This window comes from Sphingobacterium puteale (assembly GCF_050986225.1).
Taxonomy (GTDB): domain Bacteria; phylum Bacteroidota; class Bacteroidia; order Sphingobacteriales; family Sphingobacteriaceae; genus Sphingobacterium; species Sphingobacterium puteale.
Map to the genome: position 1 here is coordinate 5,398,656 of NZ_CP158959.1, position 21,447 is coordinate 5,420,102.

The following is a 21,447-nucleotide window of genomic DNA, read 5'->3' on the forward strand; positions in this document are numbered from 1 at the left end:
GATTATTGAATCGCAACGTTATCGATAAGCTTAACACATTGACCAAAGGTGTTACCAGCACCTTTGGTTGTTTTCATTTGGCTTATCGCATGATTAGATAGGTCAATCTATCACAATAAGCCTCCTTCCATTAAGTTTTATTTTTACTTTCCCTGTGATTTCTAACATATCAATGATGGTGGATAACGGCTGAGAACGCGATACCATACCATCAAATCTGAGTTTTTCTAGTCGTTGCGGACACTCCACATCCACATTGTACCACCTCGAAATCTTACGCAACAAACTACTCAACTCTTCACCTTTAAATACAAAATCGCCCTGTGTCCATGCTACATCGTGCGAGCTATCGGTATCATCTATACGCAAGCGCTCATTTAACAATGACCTTTGTCCGGGTTTTAACAAAACAGATTCATTCCTTTTTAAAGAAGTGACGCGCACACTGCCTTCCAACAGCGTTGTCGTGGTATAGGGTTCATCGGGATAAGCATTGACATTGAAATGAGTTCCGAGTACTTCGATTTTTTGTTCTGCTGTTTCCACATAGAAAGGAATCCGTTTTCTATTCGCTCCAGTCCCTATTTCCAATTTTGAGATTTCAAAATAAATTTCGCCCGTCATACGCACTGTTCGGGCATTTTGAGCAAACTTCAATGGATAGGTTAGCGTGGAATTTGCATTCAAAAAAGCTTTGGATCCATCGGGTAGAATAACCTGATATTGATTGCCCCTATTTGTTGCAATTTTATTGACCGCAGCAGTGGCTGCGACATCTTGCTCAACGGCCCGATAGACCAATTCACCGTCTTTGTTCTTTTGTATCTCTACGCCACCCTGGAGCGCCACAACACTTCCCTTGCGAATATCTGCCAAAGAAATTACTGAACCATCTTTTAACGTGAGCACTGCAGCATCTTTTCCCGGAGAACCGACCTGTTGGACAGTTGCCATTGTTTCTTCAGGAACTTGTTGGCGGAATAAAAACAGTGAAATTGCCCCCACAGCAAATAAGGCGGCTGCAATTTTAAACCAGACCGTTTTGCCAATTTTCTTAAAACGGTGCTGGTCAGAACGCTTTTTTATCTGTTGCTGCAAACGGGAATAATTTGCCTGAACGGATTCTTCACCAGAATAATAGCCCAATGCCAGGATAGTTGTCTTTAATTCTCCAATGGACTGTTGATGTTCCGGATATTTTTGCAACCATTTTTCCCATTTCTCAATATCCTCTTTATCCGTTCTCTTGCAATAGTTAATAAAAGATTCATCTCGCAATAAAGCCTGTAAATTCAGTTCGTCCATTCTGCTCTAATTGTAATTTATCCAATAGAGCAAGGGACATCATTTTTTCACTACTTATTTTTAAGAAAAAATCAACAAAAATGAAGAAAGCAGTCCTACGGCCACTTTAAGAAAGATTTCTTGTTCACTGGATAGATTATTTTTGATCTTTTCCAGCGATTTATAGATGGTATTATAAATGGTATGAATAGAAACTTGATTCGCATCAGCAATCTCTTGATAGGAAAGGTCCAGAAAAAAGCGCTGATAAATGACCAGACGTTGTTTTGCCCCCAGCTGTTCCAGGTGCTCTTGCACCAATTGCGCAACAGTGTTTGTTGTTACCGTACGAATATATTGTTCTTCGACAGACTGATGGACAGCCGGATCATGTGGTTCTTCGGTAAAGTCCAGATCTGTTAGTTGAAGTGTTTCTTTCCGAAAGAGCTTTCGAAAGAATACGGTGATGATATAATTGTGGTAATTCCGTATTTGTCGATTGCCTGTTTTTTTCTCCCACAGTTGTAAGAACACATCATTGATAGTATCCTGAATGCGCTGCATCGACATTTTTTTCTTCAGCCCCAAATAGGAAAGATAATGGTAATAGTGTTTATATAAGGTATAAAATGACTCCTCACATTCATCTTCCACAAATTGGTCCCAAACATTCTTTAAATCTTTTCCGGTTAGTGCAAACATGATCTCCTGGTAACAATGAATTGAACAAAAGAACAAAAGTCTTATTAACAAGAGATTAACCCAAGATGAAGAATAAGGAAATTGTATGTAAATTAGCGAAGGAAGAAACTAATCAATAAACCACATAATAAGTCATGGATAGAAATTCCTTCATTGCAAACAGACTTAGAGAAGTTTTATTAAGCGGTCATTGGATTGCAAATACCAATTATCAGGAACAACTGTCGGATATCAGTTGGCAGCAGGCGATCTTCAAGATCAAGGATTTAAATACAATTGCGGCCCTTACTTATCATATCAATTACTATTTAAGGGGACTGCTTGCGGCGCTTGAAACAGGAAAACTGGAAATCAGTGACAAATACAGTTTCGACCTGCCTGAAATAACTGAAAAGAACGATTGGGATAAACTTCGGTCTGATTTTTTGACAAATGCAGCGCTTTTTGCCGATAAAGTCGAACAACTTGATGCAGAAATTTTTGACCAGCCTTTCTTTGAGGAAAAATATGGATCCTATCTCAGGAATATTGAGGGTGTGATTGAACACAGTTATTATCATTTGGGACAAATTGTCCTGATAAAGAAAATGATCAGCCAATAAATCGCATTATCGAAGGAAATTTAGCTAAGTTTGGCACCTATGATAGCAGCTTATTTTCAGTCATTAGGCCTCTTCAATCCGGAAGAAATTGACCAGATTGTTCAGCTTTTTGAATTCAGAAAGCTGAATAAAAACGATTTTTTTTTCAAGGAGAATCAACCCTGCAACGAGGTCGCCTTCATTGCCTCTGGAATTTTTCGTTCGTATTACAGCAGCTCAAGCACAGAAGATGTCACCTATTGTTTTCGATTTCCAAACAGCCTAATCGCTGCCTACTCCTCTTTTATCACCGGTGGACCAAGTGTTGAGACCATGCAGGCCCTCAGCCCCGCAGAACTCTGGGTCATCAAAAAAAGTGCTATTGACAAACTTGCTGCCGAAAGTCTAGTCTGGACAAAATATCTTAAAATGATTGCTGAACAGCAATACCTCGAACTTGAAAAACGCATCTTTCAATTACAGAAAGAAACAGCTTTACAACGTTATATGGTTTTACTTCGAGATCAACCCGAATTTGTCCAACAAATACCGCTACAATATTTAGCCTCTTATCTGGGCATTACACAACGGCATTTAAGCCGAATCCGAAGCGAAATCACTTTTTAGACATTTGTCCTATAAATCAGGGATGAGTACGGCTAACTTTGTGTTGTCAAAAGAATAACATGAAGAAGAAAATACTTGTCCTCAACGGCCACCCCAATAGGGAATCCTTCAACTTTGGTATTGCGGCAGCATACAAAAAAGGCGCTGAAGAAGCTGGAGCAGAAGTCCGTTCGATTAACATCGCTGATCTGAATTTTAATCCCAATCTTCAGTTTGGGTACCAGAAGCGAACAGCGCTCGAACCCGACCTCCTGCAAGCCTGGGAAGATATCCAATGGGCAGATCATTTAGTTTGGGTACATCCCGTTTGGTGGGGCGGTCTTCCGGCTATGATGAAAGGTTTTATCGATAGGCTCTTTTTGCCCGGTTTTACGTTCCAATACCGTGAAAACTCTCTTTTTTGGGACAAATTACTCAAAGGAAAATCTGCGCGGATTATCACCACATTAGATCAGCCCGGTTGGTATTATGCCCTTATCTATGGCAGGCCGAGTGTCAATCAACTCAAAAGATCAACCTTGCTATTTTGCGGTATATCGCCTGTAAAAGTGACATACCTCGGAATTATAAAGACTTCCGATGCGACAAAGCGGGATAAATGGCTGCAAAAAATCAAACAGCTCGGACAAAGACAAGCTTAAACCCGCTTTGTTTCGCCGGCAAATTTTTCAAAGAGTAAATGCCCTCATTTGTCTTTTTGCCAAATGGCAATTGTCCCTTTCGCGCTATGCCCTAGTTTTGTTCCATCAATTCAATACAACAGCAATATGGATATTTTAATTGGACTCCAGTGGGGAGATGAAGGAAAAGGAAAAATCATTGATCTGATCAGCCGTGATTATGACATTATCGCCCGGTTTAATGGTGGGGCAAACGCGGGGCATAGCATTTACCATAAAGGCAAACGTGTCACACTCAAACTGCTGCCCTCAGGAATCTTTTATCCCCATATCAAAAATATCATCGGTACCGGTGTGGTCATCGATCCTTTGGCACTTCGGGCGGAAGTGGAACAGCTTCAAGCCGATCTGTCTGATGCCGATTTAATTCATCGGATTATCCTATCAGCAAAGGCCCATCTTGTATTACCTACCTACAGGTACTGGGATATGTATTTCGAAGAATCCCCACAATACCGTACTATCGGAACAACAAAAAATGGCATTGCCCCCACCTATTCCAATAAAATACTCCGACACAATGTACGTGTTGGTGATATACTCTCCAACAATTTCGAAGCAGACGTGTTTCAGGTCCTAAAAAAGCAGCACCTTGAGCTGCAAGCTCTGGAGCAGGATATTCCGGCAGTACAAGAATTATTTGATAATTTTCTGAACGCATGTAATTTTTTAAAAAAGCTACAGATTACGGATACCGAAATTATCATCAATGAAGCACTCAGCAACAATAAAAAAGTATTGGCTGAAGGTGCTCAGGCCACTTTATTGGACATTGATCACGGCAGCTACCCCTATGTCACCTCCTCAAATACCATTGCCTCCGCAGCATGTGTAGGTTTGGGTGTGTCGCCCAGACTAGTTGATAAGATCTATGGAGTTACCAAGGCCTATTGCACACGTGTGGGAAACGGTCTATTTCCAACAGAGCTAACAGGCACCCTTGCTGATGAACTACGTGAAAAAGGAGGCGAATTTGGATCCAACACCAAACGGCCCCGGAGGGTGGGCTGGTTAGACCTTCCTGCATTAAAATATGCGGTCATGTTAAACGGCGTGACCGATCTTGTCCTGACAAAGGCTGACATTTTAAATGGCATGTCCGAAGTACCGATTTGCACAGCCTATGAGATAAATGGCAACACAAAAACCTTAGCCGCCCCATCTTTTGTGGACGATGCTGCGCGGCCAGTCTGGAAATTTTTTGACGGGTGGGATACACCCCTGAATAAAATCAACCAGCAGGCACAAGTTCCGAAAGAACTGAAACTATTTATCTCCTTTTTGGAAGAGGAGTTAAAGATCCCCGTAAAATATCTATCCACTGGACCGCAACGGGAAGAAATGATTATCTTAGGTAATTAATGCATGTATTATGGAGCAGCTTTTAGCCTATATCCGAAAATTTGGTCAGCTTGATAAGCGGGAGGAAGGCCTGATCAGGCAGGCCTTTGAGAAGAAGACTACTCCAAAAGCGACCTATTTTGTTGCCTGTGGAAAGGTTACCAATAGTATAGCTTTTGTAGAAAGCGGTGTATTTCGTTCCCTTTATTACAATAATAAAGGCGACGATTTTACAAGATACTTTATCTACGAAGGCCGATTTATCGGCGATTTTCAAAGTTTTCTGGACCGTACTCCATCCAACGATTATATCGAATCCATAACAGATGCACAGCTATGGAGCCTTGATATCCATAATTTTCTGCTGTTGGAAAAAGAGATCAAAATCTGGCCCTTACTGATGGCTAAGCTGTACGGTTTTGTCATTGAAAGCAAGTTAAAAACAGCAAATACGATGATGAATCTCGACGCCAGCGAGCGCTATCTGCTGTTTCTAAAGCTCTATCCCGGGCTGGCAAACCGAGTGCCCTTAGCCATGCTGGCTTCCTATCTGGGCATTACCGCTTCATCCTTAAGCCGCATCCGAAAAAATATCGTATAAAAGATACTATTCATAGCGGCCCACCATCCGCAGTGAGCCCGGCGGGCTGTCACGGAACCATGCATCAAACTGTGGTTTTGCGATATGAAATGTCAGTTTATTACCTCATTTACTCTACCATCTGTATAGCAAGCGGGTTGTAAAAACGTTGTCTTTGAGATCATCAGAAAAATTCGGCAAACTAGTCGCCTCATTGGTTACATGCTCGTTATAGACGGTAAGTTTCAGACGATTGCTGATCTGATAAGCAACACCGTAACCCAATGTACTGAATTTTACATCTCCATCGGCCGTAAAATTATCAGGCATTCCGATGGTCATTCCGCTTGCCTTTGTATTGGGATCATACACATCGTAAGCTAACAAAGCTGTCACACCTGTTTTTGCGATTTCCTGCGTAAACCAAAGGTAATAACCGTTAAATTTTCGCTGGTACAAATCCGTTGTCGGCTGTGTCGTAAAACTTCTGCTTGCATACGGGCCTTTGATATCCGCCCCTCCTGCGACACCGGGCTGGTCGCCAGCGACATATTCTGTTTTGAAGCTGGATTTTCCAAAGCTGTTGTCCAGTTCAATCTGTAAGTTTGCCCCATAGTAATTTCTGCCAATTCCTTTGCCTTCATTCTCATCGCTGGTATGCGCAATATAACCGGCTCCATTAGAGGTATAATAAGTCTTTGTGTCGTTACGGACAGATCCTTTATAGAAAGAGCCCCCAAAACCAAGGTGCAATCTCTCATCGGCAAGACTATCGAATTTAAAAGCTAAGTTTCCGATTAGATCTTTTTTGGAATCATAGTCTTTTGCTGAGTGTCCACTTCCATTTACCAGGGCGAGGTCTAAATTCAAGAATTTCACTTTACCCCCAGGGTGATAGCTGACCATCCCGCCAAGATCACGCTCCCGTGGCATTAAAGTTTGAAAAACACGTGCTCTTTCCGGGAAATCACGATAACCTGAGGAGTAAACGATAGAATAACCAAAGGGTCTGTTGAAGAGACCGGCTGTAAGACTTAAGCCTTTCTGATCAGGATGTCTCAATTGGATAAAAGCATCCATTAACTGCACGCCGTCCTGAGTCGCATCGAGTTGGAATACAATACTTGAATAGGTATCCACCCGGTCGATCTTAAGGCGGCCACGTCGGATCATAAAACGGTTGTCCGAGTTCTTGGAGAAATCGCCACCGGAGAACGAAGTTATTCCTGGAGATTGCGCCTTTTGAAACTGTGTCTGAAGGTATCCCGTGATTTTGATATCATGTGGGTCATAACTTGAGGGCGCATTGTTATTTTGCGCCATGGCTACTGCTGGACCGATCAGAGTTGCGAGTAAAAGTGCTTTTTTCATTGAATAACTTTTTTGTAGCAATGAATATCATCAGGACTTGCGAACATGTCTATAAACAGATCTTATGTCCAGATGGTTCATTGGTATTATAATAATCTCTAATATAATGAATGAATCTTAAGAGGATTACAGGTTCTGATTAAATATTACAAGCCCCCCTTATTTCAATGCCGTAAAAATAGATTCTCAATGTTAAGTTAGTATTAATAAATTGTTAGACTATTAATTTGTACACATAAAATTAATAATTTGATAATAATAGCACACGAATTTTATTCCTTTATCGCAATAGAATATCTCTTGTATAAGATTTGTTATTTTATATCCATAAAAATAGGCGAGACATCGTTCAAGATGCTCACCTACTATTTTTATAAATTAATAAAAATTAATTACCGTAACCTGGATTTTGTTCTAGATTAGGATTTGAGGAAACTTCAGATTGAGGGAGCGGCCATATAAACGATTTATCTGTATATGGAATTGCTGCACGCTTAGCCTCAACAACCACTCCCGGTTTGTAATTATCTAAACCTCCAGTCGTAAGCTGAGCAGACAAAACTTTCGCTGGCACGCCGTTTTTCCCATAAGAACTTAGCGCTAAACGGTGTAAGTCCCCCCAACGCTTTCCTTCCCCAGTAAACTCAATTCTGCGTTCCTGATAGATGGCTAGTTTTAGGTCACTAGGTGCAACCATAAACTGTTTGCTTGAAGGAACTGCTCTATTTCGAACTGCATTTAATAAGGCAAAAGCCTGTGTATTATTACCTTTATAAGCATAGGCCTCAGCAGTATTCAATAATACTTCAGAGTATCTAATAATTGGATTCCAAGAATCTAAAACCGCTATTGCTCTATATTTGTAATTGAAAACCATTTTATAGTTGCCAGTTGTCTGAATATATTGCAACTTAGTTTTCCTAGCATCTCCCTCTACCCAGAAATCGGCATTGTAAAGATTAGGGCTAGTAGCGATTAAATCACGTCCCTTGAAAGCACTTGCGGAAAACATACTCGCAATAGCTCCATTGACCCCTCCATTCTGCGCCTGCGTTTGGGCAATAGAAAAAATTGATTCCAGGTTATTTGCTTGAGAAGTAAATGGCGTCTCAACATCTGCTTCCAGTTTATACCCCCCGATCGGAGAAGTAAATGCGCCAGAACCTACATCAGCACCTAATTTCTTACCTTCAGCGATCACATTATCATAATCTGCCATGTGTAGGTAAACCCTAGTTTTCAATGCAATTGCTGCACCTTTCGTTGCTTTAGAAATGGATAGTGCCTTATCAGCTTTGGCTGCAGGAAGATAATTCTCTGCGTTATTGAGATCTTCAATAATCTTGGCGTAATCTTCAGCAACAGTACCACGTTTTTGAGAAATTCCTTCTTCTACATCAGGTGCACCCATCATCGCTTTTGTCCGATACGGCACCCCTAGATTACTACCTTTATTATCGGCATAAGGCTTACAAAAATGTAAAACTAACTCGTGATGAGCCAAAGCTCTCAAAAATAGTGCTTCTCCTTTATAAGCATTACTTTCGTCTTGCGTAATGACCCCCTTTCCAACGGCATCTTCAACTCCTTTGATAAAAACATTCGCTTGATTTATTAAGGCGTACAATTGCTCCCAGTGATTTACGTTATTAGCAGTTGTTGCAGTATAAGTTCCCTCATACGTGATTTGATAAAAAGCCTGAAGATTAACCATATCTTCACCACGCATTTCTCCCTGTTCGATTGAAGCCCCTCCGAATGGGTAGCCACGTCCAGTGGTCAAACCGGTACCAGGATTGTAACGTCCCACGGCCGCTTGCCAATATACACCGTTTAGCGCTAGTTCAATGTTTTGTTTGGAAGAAAATGCCGTGTTATCCGACAGCTTATCCAATGGTGAAAGTTCAGTAAATTTTTTACATGAAGGCATCGCTAGTGCCATTAATAACCCAGCCAATGCGAGTTTACTTTTATATTTTAGTTTCATTTTGATTTCCAATTAAATAAGTCATTAATTAAAATGAGGCATTGACGCCAAATGTAAAGGTTCTTGGAAGAGGATTAGATCTGAAGTCCAATGCAGGTTGTGCATTTGAAGTTGAACTATTCGCTAGATCCGGATCCAACCCTTTATAACCTGTGAGTACAAAAGCATTATCTACGGTAGCAAATACGCGTAGCTTGCTCAAATAAATAGTTTTCAAGAATGGCGCATTGGAAAAATTATACCCTACCCCAATACGTTGCGCTCTCAAATAAGCACCATTTTCCAAGAAACGACTATTTAAACTACCATTTAAATTCAATGCGTTGTCAACACCATAATATAATTTAGGCACATCAGTTTCTTGTCCTGGAGTAGTCCATCTGTCAAGTAACTCTTTTCCCGCATTCGCAAAGTTGGTATGGTTAAGAAGTTCCTGGCGCGTTTTGTTGTAAATCTTATATCCAAAAGCAAAACTGAAATTTAGTGACATATCAAATCCTTTATAAGCAAAAGTGTTATTAAAACCACCAAACCATTTTGGATTCCCCTGACCAAGCCATTTTTTATCAGATTCACCCAATGCCGCTCCAGAAGTATTTTTTACATTAGTTGGGTCTGCCTCATCATAAAATGCATAACCAGTGGTCCCACCAATGTTTTGAACAACACTTCCATCCGCCTTAGAATACATTGCATTTCCGTTTGCCTTATTTACGCCAACATATTCATAGCCATAGAAAGAACCCAGCGCGTGACCTACTTCCACTCGATGATAATTATATGGAATAGGTCTGCCAGCCAAAGTTTTTACACTGTTGGTCACATAGGTTGCATTTAAATTGGTATTCCATGAGAAATTCTCTTTTTTTATAATTGCTCCAGATAAACTAACTTCAATCCCCTTATTAGACATCGTACCGATATTCTGTGCGATTATATTGTCTGGAATTCCCAAAGACGGCGCTGTCGGGACCTGTAATATCATGTTATTAATATTGTTCGCAAAGTAATCAGCTGTAAAGAAAAATCTATCCTGAAGAAACGCTAAATCAATACCAAAATTCCATTTATTACTTGTTTCAAATTTTAGCTTATCATTGCCTGCTTGAGAAAAATAGATTCCATTTTCGGCACCATACTGTGTCGCTGCAAACAAACCGGCATATGGATAGAGGCCAATCTCAGTATTACCAACCTTAGCATACCCACCACGAACTTTAAATTGAGAAATTACGTTACTATTAAAAAATCCCTCTTTAGCAACGTCCCATCCCAATGAAACTCCAGGCAGCACAGCCCCTTGTTCACCAAAAGGAAGGTCCGAGAGTTTATCATGACGCAAGGATGCAGAAATTAAATACCTCTCTTTGAAAGCATAGTTTAATTTTCCGAAAATAGAACTAAATGATCTTTCAGAAGCAGCTCCTCCTAGCAGTTGATTTGTTAATGATCCTGATATAATATTTTCGTTTTCAGCAAAGTAAGTAGATGATAATCCAAATCCATGCGCAAAGAAATACCGGGTTTTTGATTTTTGGTATTCGGATCCCACTACTACAGATAGCGAGTTGTCTGTCCATTCAGTTGTATAATTAAGTAAGTTCTGCCAATTGTAGAGGTTTCTTGGCAAAGAATACTGATAAACACGTCCGCCAACACTCTGTCCGTCACCATGTCCCGGATCCCAATAAAGAAAATCTTCTCCATTTTGTGTTGTTACCCCAATTTGAGATCTAAAACTAAGTCCTTTTAAAATTTCAACATTGATAAATCCATTCCCATTAAAAGATAACATATTAGATTTATAAATATTCTTATCGAGAACATAGCGTTGATTGGTATAACTACCATAAATAGGGAGTTTGTTACTGCCCTGGCCTAGGCTCTTTAAATCCGCGGATAAATTATAGCTACCGTCAGCCCATTTCGCAGGAACATTTGGAAATGCAAAAATTGCTGCCGCAACATTGGAAGAAAGTCCGGCCTCTGAGGTATTAAAACCATAGTTGGTCTGATTGCTAACCGCTGAATTGAAACCAATTGTAACTTTATCATTAAAAACCTTTTGCTCCGCTTTGGCTCTTAAAGAAAATTTTTGTAAACTATTCGCATCAGATATCCCCTGCATATTTGTAAAGCCACCAGAAAAATAATAATTTGTTTTTTCTGTAGCCCCGCTAAATGAAAGAGCATGGTTATGCTGAAGACCTGTTCTGAAAATCTCCTTTTGCCAGTCCGTATCATAAACTTGACCACTTAGAGGATCCTTTGTCTCAAACGCGGCATCAGCTTGATTTGAATTTTTTAGCTTCTCGTTTGTGATCTCCATAAATTCTTTTGCATTTAAAAGATCAAAATATTTTGAAGGAGAGGCAGCGGCAACCCAGCCATCATAAGTCATGACAGGTGTTCCTACTTTACCCTTCTTAGTTGTAATCAGGATAACACCATTTGCAGCACGAGATCCATAGATAGCTGTAGCAGCACCATCCTTCAATACTTCTAAGCTAGCAATATCATTGGGATTGATATCTGCTAACGGGTTATTTGCCATAATCGCACCGTTGTCGCCGGAAAGGTATGGAACTCCGTCAATCACATATAATGGGGAGCTAGAACTAGATATGGAGTTTGTACCACGAATGCGAATCTTAGCGGCCTGTCCTAATAAACCTGAAGTTGTTGAAACCTGAACCCCAGCGGCCTGTCCTTGTAATGCTTTATCCAGGGATGGCACTGGAATATCCTTAATTGTTTCGCCCTTAATTGATGTGATGGCACCAGTGATTTCGCGCTTACGTTGCGTGCCATAGCCCGTTACAATAACCTCATCTAGTGCCGATGAAGATCCGTCCAAGCTTACATTATATAAACTTGAATTCTGGTTAACTAAAATTGTTTTGTCAGAAAATCCAACAGAGCGAAAAACCAATGTTTTTCCTGAGGGGACATTAATAGAATAGTTACCATTTGAATCCGTTTGAGTAGCTTGGTTGGTCCCTTGAACAAGCACAGTTACACCTGGTAATCCCTTACCATTTTCTCCTGTTACTCGGCCATTAACCTTCTTTTCTTGGGCAAATGCGACTGATGTAATAATCGCACCACCCAGCAAAAAACTGAGTAATTTGTGTTTCATATGTTTATGTTTATTTAAATTAATATGTTTCGTTAGCAATGTAGAAAAACACTTTGGTTAGCTTTTTACTTTCCAATAATTTAAGTGTGATTTCCAGTTAGTTTCATATTATTAAACATTAGACGGCCCTAATGTTAAAAATATGTTAAAACAAATATTAAAATATATTTTCACATTTGCAATGCACACATAATATTTACAGAATAAAATTTTAAAGAAAAATATTCAAACATCACAAAAACAAGGATTTATAACAATAAAAAAGGTTTTTACATTGTAACAAACATGTAAAAACCTTTTTATCCATTCAAATAGAATGTAACTCTGTACATCTAATCAAATAAATACAAGTGAATGGAAGTAAAACATTTCCTTTACTAGCAAATAAGAATGCCGCATAATTTTAGAATTATGCGACCTCTTAATTAAATATCTGATTATTTTACTTTCTTCAATTTCAAAATAAACGCACCTTGGTTTCCAAACTTAGAAAACACGTATTGTATGTTTAATTGAATTTCATCATTACATGGATCAATAAAACTTGCTGAAGCTGAACCAGCAGTAGAAACTGTTAATGATCCGTAAGCCCCCCCGCCTCCATAAACACTTGTAACGGTAGCTTCATCTCCTGCTAAGGTAGACTTGACGACAGCCGTATTATCATTAGTGTTTATATCAACAACAAATGGTTTAAACACTGGATATGCCCCAGGAATCGTCAGTTGGTTCGCACCAGTTTTAGTTAAAGTTATCTTTTGTCCAGGTTGAAAGTCAGCCCACTCATCTGATACAACTTCAAACTTACCGTCTGCGAGAAACCCATCAATATCAAATCCACAAATACAGCTATAACGAATAATTGTACTAGTTCCTGTTTGCTGCCCAACTGTTGGGCCATATGGCAAACCTCCACCCAAGGGAAACGCTAAATAAGTCTTGTTATCATCAGTAATATAATTCGCACCGAAATCAAAATTGTCGCCGCTTACGATTGTTCCAAACAAAGCTTTTAGCTGTGTACCCGTTACTTCAATCTCTGAAGGAAAACTAGTTACCTGTCCCTTCAATACCTTTACATTTGCAGCATCACCGTTTTTCATAACAACGATATCCAAATATTTCGGCTTTTTTGAATCCTTGAAATAGAGGTCAATTTTAATTTTAGCGTTGAACTTATCCGGTTCATTATCTTTTATTGATGCGTCACCCGAAACCTTTGTTATTGTGGGTTGATTCAAATAAACAATCCCATCCATCATCGCAGGGTTATCACTTTTTCTACAGGAAGCTATAAATATAATAGCAAGTAGCGTTAAAGAATATATTATCTTTTTCATAGTTTTTCAATTAAGGCATCCAAAATACTTTTGCAGTACTCAAATCCGTTTTTTGCTTTGGCGCGTTTTGATTTTTACTGATTTCATCTAAAATATAAGGAAGAGAAAGCGGAAATTTCAAGCTTTGACTTACAACAACACTAGGGCTATCTTGACCACCATTTCCTCCTGCAGGAGGTGTCATTTTTCCACCAAAATTAGCCGGATCAAACAATACTGGATATCCTGTTCTACGGTAGTCGTTATAAGGTTCGACCCAAGCTCCAAAATTAGATATCCATTTTTGGGTCATAATAATTTCCATTTTCTTTGCTGCGTTAGCTGCATCAAAAGCCGTCTTAACTTTATCCACAAAACTATCAGATGCTGCTCCAGATAATTTAGGAATTTGCTGTGAAGACCCATTTCCTTCGACTACAGCATCCACCATTTTCATAGATTCTTTCATAGCAGTTTCGAAGGTTGTGCTTGCATTTCCAGTAATTACACCAGCCTGAATCAATTCAGCCTTCCAAAACAGGATATCAGAATAAGTAATTAAACGATAAGGAGCAGCTCCTGTCGCGCTGCTGGCATTCACTCTACCGCCGTTACCATCATCATAACGACCACCGACAGGAAAAACACCCAATACAGTAACCTGATTTTGGTTATTTTTACCTTTGTTTGGTCCCTGGGTTCCGAAATACTGTGTGACAAAGCCACCATCTCTATATTCAAGATCTCCATTGAAAGCATCTGAAGCTTTCATTTGATTGAACCAGTAGTATGGGATCCTAGGGTCAACAATGTTTTTAAAAATATTTGTATTATATCCCTTCATGATCTCATAAATCCAAGGGCTTACAAACATTGTTCTTTGTGTGGCAAAATATTCTCCAAACCCAGGATTACGGTCGTCGGTAGCTCCATTAGGGCCAAAAGGAACCATAAAAGACTCAGCTGTGGTCGAAATTAAATTTCCAGAATTAATGATTGCATTAACATCTGCCGAGACATTTTTTATCTTCCGTTGCTCAAGTAATAACTTAAACTTTAGTGAATAAGCAGCCTTATTCCACTTTTTAATATCACCCTTATAAATTACATCATCATTACCGGGAATATTTAGGTCATTTTCAGAACCATTTTTCAAGTCCCCAACAGCCTCATCGATTAAGGCAATGAGTTGTGGATAAATATCTTTCCCTTCGTCATACCGAGGATATTTTATTCCTCCAACCAAACTATTAGCTTCAGTAAATGGCACAGAGCCATATAAGTCAACTAAGACAGAGAAAGTATAAGCTTTCAATATTTTCCCAATCCCAGCGTAATATAGATCCCCAGATTGCGTACTTTGTTTTATAAGTATATCTGTATTTGTCAAAACTTCTCTATACGCAAAATCCCAACCCTGTACCCAGTTAAATTCGCCTGCACCTGCACTATACTGATCTGCATCACCATACATCGTCATTTGATGCATGTAAACGGACAAATTTTGGCCGAAACCACCTTCAGACCCGCTAGCTAGTGCTTTGCCTAAATATTTTTCAACACGAGGTAAGAGCACACTGGATTTTACAATTGTTGGATTATTGGGATCATTATTAATATCTAATTGCTTTGAACAAGATACAACAGTGACTGCCAAAGCGATTCCTATTATTAATTTTATTTTTTTCATGTTATAAGCAATTAAAATCTAGCAATTAAGTTAAAGCCATATCTTCTAGTTGTCGGTGCGGCTGAAAGTTCTACACCTTGAACTGCACTAGCTCCAAAACTATTTACTTCAGGGTCAAAGTTTGAGTATTTAGGGAATCCCGGGGCAAAATGCCATAAGTTTCTTCCGGTTAGACTAACACTTAACCCTTTAATAAAGGAGTTTTCAAAGAGACGTTTAGGAAACTCATAACCTATAGACAGCTCTCTCAAACGATAAACAGTAGCATCATAAATATTCCATTCAGTAGCTGTATTAATTGCAAAGGTTTGGCCAGTTGTCGCATTAGGTGAAAAATACAGGTCATTTACCGTTATTTTAGTTTGATTCCATATGGTGTTGCCATTAGCATCCAAAATAGGTTTACCTGTATTAGGGTCTCCATATACACCAGGAAGAATCACATTGTATTCGCGATCCTCCGTTAATTTTGCAACCCCACGGCCTAGCATAGACGAATTGGTAACAGAGTACATTTTTCCACCTTTGGTCCAATCGAAAAGTGCTGCGAAAGTGAAATTTTTGTAGCTAACAACGTTATTTATACCTAATTTAAAATCGGGATTTGGATTACCTACGTTATATTCATTATTAGGATCTTGAATCATCCCGCCTGTCGCAGGATTAATCAAAACATTACCTTTATCATCTCTAAATACTTTCGTTCCACGTAAATATCCAAATGGTTGACCAGGTTCATAATACGTAGAAATCGTACCGGATAATATTCCTCGTTGTTCCATTCTATCGGTCCCTTCAATTAACTCCTCAACCATGTTCTTATTTTTGGTAAATGCAAATTGCATATTCCATTTCACATTACTTTCTGAACTTAATGGTTTTATCGTTAATCCAACTTCAATACCTTTGTTACTTATTTTACCAAAATTGGTAAAGTATTCATCGTAACCTGAAGATGTCGGTACACGGATTGCCTCTAACAAATCGGTCGAAATTCTATTGTACCAAGTAAAATCTAAATTTACACGGTCCTTAAAAAAGCGTAATTCTGTTCCAAGTTCGAGCTCTTTCGTAAACTCAGGTTTTAAGTTTGGATCAAAAGAAGTTGTATTAATACTTCCATTTGGCTGTCCTAAGAAATTCTGATCGATGATAAAGGTGTTAACCAAATTATATGGATCTGTATCTTTCCCTACTTTCGCCCAAGCAGCTCTAAGTTTTGCAAAACTTAGAATATCACTTTTCATATTCAATGCATCTGTTAAGATGAAAGATGTTGAAACAGCGGGATAGAAATAAGAACGCGAATTACTAGGCAATGTCGAAGACCAATCATTTCTTCCTGTCAAAGTCAAGAACCAATATTCTCTAAAACCTACCTGTCCCTCCGCGAATACACCCATGATACGCCTTTTGTAGAAATTATCATTGATGAATTTCTGAGCAGCAGTATTCGTTAATGAGTGGATACCTTCAGATATAAAACGTCTCCCCTCATCTGTATTACGGTCAGTGACCCGCTGATTATAGTTAAATCCGACGAAACCAGTGAAAGAAAAGTCATCATTTATCTTAGGACTAAAAATACTCCTAAATGTAGTCTCGAGCTCTCGATGATTACGTGAATCCACCACAAGTCCACCTAGCCCCTCGTACGCTCTAGATGATATTTCATAGATCTCATTGCGATCCATAAAACTCATAGATGTACCTAAATTATAGTCTAATTTCCACCAATCATTGATTGTATAATCAAAACCGAAAGAGGCAAGAACACGATTTTCCGTTGTATTTGCGTAGTTATTGTAGTCAGACCATAATGGATGGTCAAACTGAGAGCCACCTAGCCAATTCAAGTTGTGTCCATTTTTATCCTCCCATGGGAGACTCATATCCCAGTTTCTAGCCAAAAACAAAGATCTCGCAAACGCAGAGGCTGCTCCATCAACTTGGTTTTCACCGAAAAATCCCCCTCTTTGATTTGAATTACTTAACGATACAGTTCCCCGTGCATTAAATTTTTCCGAGATTTTTAAGACCCCCCCAGCTCCAATATTATATCTTTTGAAGAATGAATTCGGTACATAACCTTTGTGGTCCAGTTGCGAAATTGTTAAGTTGAAACCAGATTTGGCCGAGCCTCCAGCGATATTTACAGAATTCTCTAACAATACACCAGTTCTGAATTGTTCTTTAATATTATTTGGATACGCTCTGTAAGCAACTTTAGAACCCGGAGGATACAATTCAGGAAAAGCATCGATATAAGATGGCCACATTGGTATGCTATCGATACTACCAAATTTGGGACCCCATGAGCCATTGGAATTTGAGTAATTGAATTGTGAACCGGCACCAAACATATTTTGATACTGCGGTAAGTTCGCAAGATTTTCTGTTGAAACTGAACTTTTTAGTGTGATAGAAGTAGGTTTATCTAATTTAGCAGAACCAGATTTGGTTGTAATGATAACAACACCACTCGACGCCCTTGAACCATACAAAGCAGCAGCAGCAGATCCTTTCAAAATATTGAACGTTTCAATATCATTCGGATCCAAATTTGCAATACCAGATCCATAACCAGATCCTCCAGAAGTCATGTTACTTGTCTCCGTCATGGTATTATCGTATGGAACACCATCGACGATAATTAAAGGTTGAGTTTCCCCTGAAAAGGAATTATTACCACGCAATTGAAAGCGGGTAGCGGCACCAGGAGTACCTTGTGAAGTCCTAATATCAACCCCGGCCACTTTTCCTTGCAGATTTTTAAACAAATCCGGTTCCGAATTTTGCACCAATTCATCTGGTTTCACTTGACTCGTAGAATAGGACAAGCTTTTTGCAGATCTAGAAATACCTAAGGCAGTAACTACTACTTCTTCTAAAGCATTATCAGCTCCCGACAAAGAAACATTAAATGATGATTGTCCATCCCTAACAATTAAAGTTTTATCTGCAAATCCGACCGAGCGAAATACAATAACTTTGCCATTAGGCACCGATAATGAATAATTACCATTTGCGTCTGTTTGAGTAGCGACATTTGACCCTTGAACGGAAATTGTTACACCAGCTAATGGTTTGCCATCAGCACCCGTAACGCGACCGCTGACTTTCTTTTCCTGCGCAAAAGCAACGGATGTCAAGATCATACTGCCCACGAATAAACTGAGTAATTTGTGTTTCATATGTTTACGTTTATTAAAAATGTTTATTTTTTAAAAAAATACTATGGTTAGTAATATACTTTTCAATAATATATATTATAGTTAGTAACATGTTTTTCAACAGATTGTTTTCACCTGTTAAAAAATGTTAAATACAAAATTATAACTTTTTTCAATTTTTACAATGCTAGCATAACTTTATGATAACAATAAATTCACAAACCACTCCAACACACTGACTAACAAACAATTAATTTTAAAACAATTACCATCCAAAGTAACATTGTTAATCATAAAACCAAGTTTTTAAACTAGAATATATTGCCTGCTGATTGATTCTATATATATTTTCTCAGACAGTGTTATTTCTTCATTATTCATCGCTCTTTATTTTTCGGGACAAAGCTGTTTATTCCTTTCTGTTCATTAAAGTTTGCTTTCCAGGTTGCCGCAAAATCGCATTATCGATCAACATTATACCATTAATTTGTACTGAATGAGATTCATTTCATATTCTTGATTTACCCTCTGCCAGCTTGTATTGAACCACCAAGTCCCAATCGAAGAAATTATAAAATATGTACAGCTAAACAAAAAAGGGGGTGTCCCAAAAATGGTCAAGCTGGACAACCTGCGCTCGGGTCTAACCAAGGTAGATCTCTACGAACCCACCCTACAGGCACAGTATGCGGAATTTCTCAGTTATTATCATTGTGCAGGTATTGCCTGCAGACCTCGCCGGCCAACAGACAAAGGTAAAGTAGAGTCTTCCATAAAATATGTCAGGAACAACTTTCTGAAAGCCTTTGAAAAACTCCTCTGCTGATAAGTATCCTAAGGCAAAATGTTGCCTTTTTCGGTTATACCAAGTCTCAATATATTCGAAGACAAAAAGCCATTCCTTTGCAGAAATGGCTTCAAATAGCTATTTTTAAACTTCAAAAAATCACTTTATTTCAATTTTTCAATCTCTTCGACAGAAAGACCTGTACCACGGGCGATATCTGCTATCGGTATACCCATTTTTTTGAACTCTAAGGCTATAGCTATAGCTTCTTCCCGTTTGCCTTTTTCAATCCCCTTTCTGATGCCTTCCTTGATACCTTTCTCTACTCCTTTTCTCTCCGCTTTGTCCAATAAATATTCTTGAGTGCCCATTGTGTTACTCCTTCCTACTTTTGTTTTTATTTCTTCCTCAAAATTAGATAAATTGCATATAAAAAGCAATTTATCGTTCTCTCCTCTGCAATTGAGAATTAATTATTGAGGAAATATACTCAAAACTCGCTCATTATCGAGAATCAGAAATAATAAAAACACAAAAAGCGATCTCTTTCGAGATCGCTTTTTGTCTTATATTAAATTAAATAGACTAGCGTGTACCGCCTGCCCACCAAACATTTTCAGTGTAGACATATTGTCCATTACCGTATGCTGCCTGAACATTTGGATTCGTTGTTGTATCATCATTACCATATGGTAAGCGTAATGGAAATTTACCGGGATTTTTCAATTCGATAAGATTTTCTCCATTTGCTTTCCAACGGCGGATATCATTGTACATCTCAGTTGACTCACCAGAAGCTCCAAAGAATGCTAAATATTTTTGGTTTGCAATCTCTTTCAATGGATTAGCTTGAAATAATGGTTTAACGTTATTATCAAAATATTCGGAAGCAACTGAACTTGTAATTCTATCTGATGTTTCAGCCATTGTACCATTTGCAGCTACTGTCGGTGCTGCCAAAGCTGCATCAACGGAAACTTCCGAGTTGACGATTGAAGCGATTACTGCTTGTTTTAAAACCGGCTCTACAACACTGGCTCCCTGTCCTAGACGTTGCATTGCCTCCGCTTTCAAAAATAACAGCTCATGATAACTCAAAAGCTGAGTAGGAGCAGTTTGAGAAAATACAAATGTTGAGGTTAAATACCGATACTGTACCTGCTCGCTTTCTCCATTTGGAGCCAATAGCTTATACGATGCTGCATTTGATGCGATATCATTTACCTGTGTCCACACACCAGTCTTTGAATTTTGTGGCGTAAAAAAGTCACGGACCAAACGCGGATCTTTGCGATCAATCATTTTATCCGCTAAACTTTTACTCGCTGCCAAACCGTCTCTTGACCACTGAAAATCAAATAATGGATTTAAGTTTGTCTTACTATATAATGCAAACTTCGCTTCATCAGCAGCACTCGCGAAAGATTTATCCACATTCTTGATAACCTCGGTTAATGCAGCCGACTTATTTGAAGAAACTTTCAAAAGACGCATTCCGTAACGGGCTTTAAGCCCATACGCAAATTTCAGCCATTTGGCACTATTGCTATTATATAATATATCTTGTCCACCTGCTGCACCTGACGCATGTGTATCTCCTTTAGGAAGATTCACTATTGCCGCATCAAGATATGCAATAACTTGTTTATACAAATCTTCTTGCTTATCTAATTTGGGATTCTTATTTTCCAAAGGCTTAAACCCTTCAGAATAGGGTACATCACCAAACATATCGGTCAACAAAGCTAAGTTGTAAGCTGCCATTACCTGCCCCATACCCAATGTGGTATGGTTGCCAGCTTGTGAGCCTCCTTCTGAACATTTCTCAATGACAATACGGGCATCGCGGAGTGCAAAATACATATTCCCCCAAGTATTGTTAAACGTCGATGCTGCCGAAGGCTCATTTGTACGATGCTCTGCATTCCATGTCTGATTGAATACCCCTACTTCATGCTCCACATAGGTAGAAAGATAGGTGTTAAAATCCCCTCCTACATTGGAAAAAGCAGTTCTAGTGATCACATCAGTCAACAAAAATTTAGCCTGTACATCTGTAGGTTTGTTCACATTTTCGTTGATCTTGTCCATCGCATCCTCTGAACAAGAAGTAAAAATTACTGGAGTAGCCAAGACGCCCATGGCCAATAATCCTACTATATTTAATTTTAATTTCATTGTATTAA

Annotated in this window: 16 protein-coding genes; 6 read left to right on the top strand and 10 right to left on the bottom strand. The window is 38.9% G+C overall.

The window, feature by feature from the left end:
• Positions 1 to 102: 102 nt before the first annotated feature.
• Both ABTV71_RS22680 and ABTV71_RS22685 read right to left on the bottom strand, forming a co-directional pair.
• Entirely contained in the window at positions 103 to 1,305 is a 1,203-nt protein-coding gene (locus ABTV71_RS22680; RefSeq protein WP_433901198.1) for a FecR family protein, read from the bottom strand.
• A gap of 60 nt (positions 1,306 to 1,365) precedes the next feature.
• Complete coding sequence (locus tag ABTV71_RS22685; RefSeq protein WP_121126326.1) at positions 1,366 to 1,986, bottom strand: RNA polymerase sigma factor; 621 nt, start codon at positions 1,984 to 1,986, stop codon at positions 1,366 to 1,368.
• A 134-nt stretch (positions 1,987 to 2,120) separates the two neighbouring features.
• Between ABTV71_RS22685 and ABTV71_RS22690 the strand changes: the two genes are divergently transcribed.
• The 5 genes from ABTV71_RS22690 to ABTV71_RS22710 all read left to right on the top strand — a co-directional run bounded on the left by ABTV71_RS22690 (position 2,121) and on the right by ABTV71_RS22710 (position 5,816).
• On the top strand, positions 2,121 to 2,588 hold the full coding sequence (locus ABTV71_RS22690) for a DinB family protein (RefSeq protein WP_121126325.1): 468 nt from the start codon (positions 2,121 to 2,123) through the stop codon (positions 2,586 to 2,588).
• Between the two features lie 39 nt (positions 2,589 to 2,627).
• Positions 2,628 to 3,194 carry a Crp/Fnr family transcriptional regulator gene (locus ABTV71_RS22695; RefSeq protein ID WP_433901199.1) on the top strand — a complete coding sequence of 189 codons (567 nt, stop codon included), beginning with the start codon at positions 2,628 to 2,630 and terminating at the stop codon, positions 3,192 to 3,194.
• A gap of 59 nt (positions 3,195 to 3,253) precedes the next feature.
• Positions 3,254 to 3,835 (top strand): NAD(P)H-dependent oxidoreductase, encoded by a 582-nt coding sequence (locus ABTV71_RS22700; protein ID WP_433901200.1) that lies wholly within the window; start codon positions 3,254 to 3,256, stop codon positions 3,833 to 3,835.
• Between the two features lie 126 nt (positions 3,836 to 3,961).
• Positions 3,962 to 5,236 carry an adenylosuccinate synthase gene (locus ABTV71_RS22705; RefSeq protein WP_433901201.1) on the top strand — a complete coding sequence of 425 codons (1,275 nt, stop codon included), beginning with the start codon at positions 3,962 to 3,964 and terminating at the stop codon, positions 5,234 to 5,236.
• A gap of 10 nt (positions 5,237 to 5,246) precedes the next feature.
• Positions 5,247 to 5,816 carry a Crp/Fnr family transcriptional regulator gene (locus ABTV71_RS22710; RefSeq protein ID WP_433901202.1) on the top strand — a complete coding sequence of 190 codons (570 nt, stop codon included), beginning with the start codon at positions 5,247 to 5,249 and terminating at the stop codon, positions 5,814 to 5,816.
• A gap of 114 nt (positions 5,817 to 5,930) precedes the next feature.
• On the opposite strand, the gene ABTV71_RS22715 is transcribed toward ABTV71_RS22710, so the two are convergent.
• The 6 genes from ABTV71_RS22715 to ABTV71_RS22740 form a co-directional block, all read right to left on the bottom strand.
• Entirely contained in the window at positions 5,931 to 7,166 is a 1,236-nt protein-coding gene (locus ABTV71_RS22715) for a porin (RefSeq protein WP_121126320.1), read from the bottom strand.
• Positions 7,167 to 7,554: 388 nt separating this feature from the next.
• Complete coding sequence (locus ABTV71_RS22720; RefSeq protein ID WP_433901203.1) at positions 7,555 to 9,153, bottom strand: RagB/SusD family nutrient uptake outer membrane protein; 1,599 nt, start codon at positions 9,151 to 9,153, stop codon at positions 7,555 to 7,557.
• Positions 9,154 to 9,181: 28 nt separating this feature from the next.
• On the bottom strand, positions 9,182 to 12,292 hold the full coding sequence (locus tag ABTV71_RS22725) for a SusC/RagA family TonB-linked outer membrane protein (protein ID WP_433901204.1): 3,111 nt from the start codon (positions 12,290 to 12,292) through the stop codon (positions 9,182 to 9,184).
• Between the two features lie 437 nt (positions 12,293 to 12,729).
• Positions 12,730 to 13,632, bottom strand: a complete 903-nt coding sequence (locus tag ABTV71_RS22730; RefSeq protein WP_433901205.1) for a hypothetical protein — start codon at positions 13,630 to 13,632, stop codon at positions 12,730 to 12,732.
• Between the two features lie 10 nt (positions 13,633 to 13,642).
• The gene (locus ABTV71_RS22735) at positions 13,643 to 15,301 is read right to left on the bottom strand and encodes a SusD/RagB family nutrient-binding outer membrane lipoprotein (RefSeq protein ID WP_433901206.1); all 1,659 of its coding nucleotides are present in this window, start codon (positions 15,299 to 15,301) and stop codon (positions 13,643 to 13,645) included.
• Positions 15,302 to 15,312: 11 nt separating this feature from the next.
• Entirely contained in the window at positions 15,313 to 18,495 is a 3,183-nt protein-coding gene (locus tag ABTV71_RS22740) for a SusC/RagA family TonB-linked outer membrane protein (RefSeq protein WP_433901207.1), read from the bottom strand.
• Positions 18,496 to 19,087: 592 nt separating this feature from the next.
• Here ABTV71_RS22740 and ABTV71_RS22745 point away from each other — a divergent pair.
• On the top strand, positions 19,088 to 19,300 hold the full coding sequence (locus ABTV71_RS22745) for a hypothetical protein (RefSeq protein ID WP_433901208.1): 213 nt from the start codon (positions 19,088 to 19,090) through the stop codon (positions 19,298 to 19,300).
• 125 nt (positions 19,301 to 19,425) lie between these two features.
• Here ABTV71_RS22745 and ABTV71_RS22750 read toward each other — a convergent pair whose 3' ends face one another.
• Both ABTV71_RS22750 and ABTV71_RS22755 read right to left on the bottom strand, forming a co-directional pair.
• Complete coding sequence (locus ABTV71_RS22750; RefSeq protein ID WP_433901209.1) at positions 19,426 to 19,632, bottom strand: hypothetical protein; 207 nt, start codon at positions 19,630 to 19,632, stop codon at positions 19,426 to 19,428.
• A gap of 214 nt (positions 19,633 to 19,846) precedes the next feature.
• Positions 19,847 to 21,439 (bottom strand): SusD/RagB family nutrient-binding outer membrane lipoprotein, encoded by a 1,593-nt coding sequence (locus tag ABTV71_RS22755; protein ID WP_433901210.1) that lies wholly within the window; start codon positions 21,437 to 21,439, stop codon positions 19,847 to 19,849.
• Positions 21,440 to 21,447 lie beyond the last annotated feature (8 nt).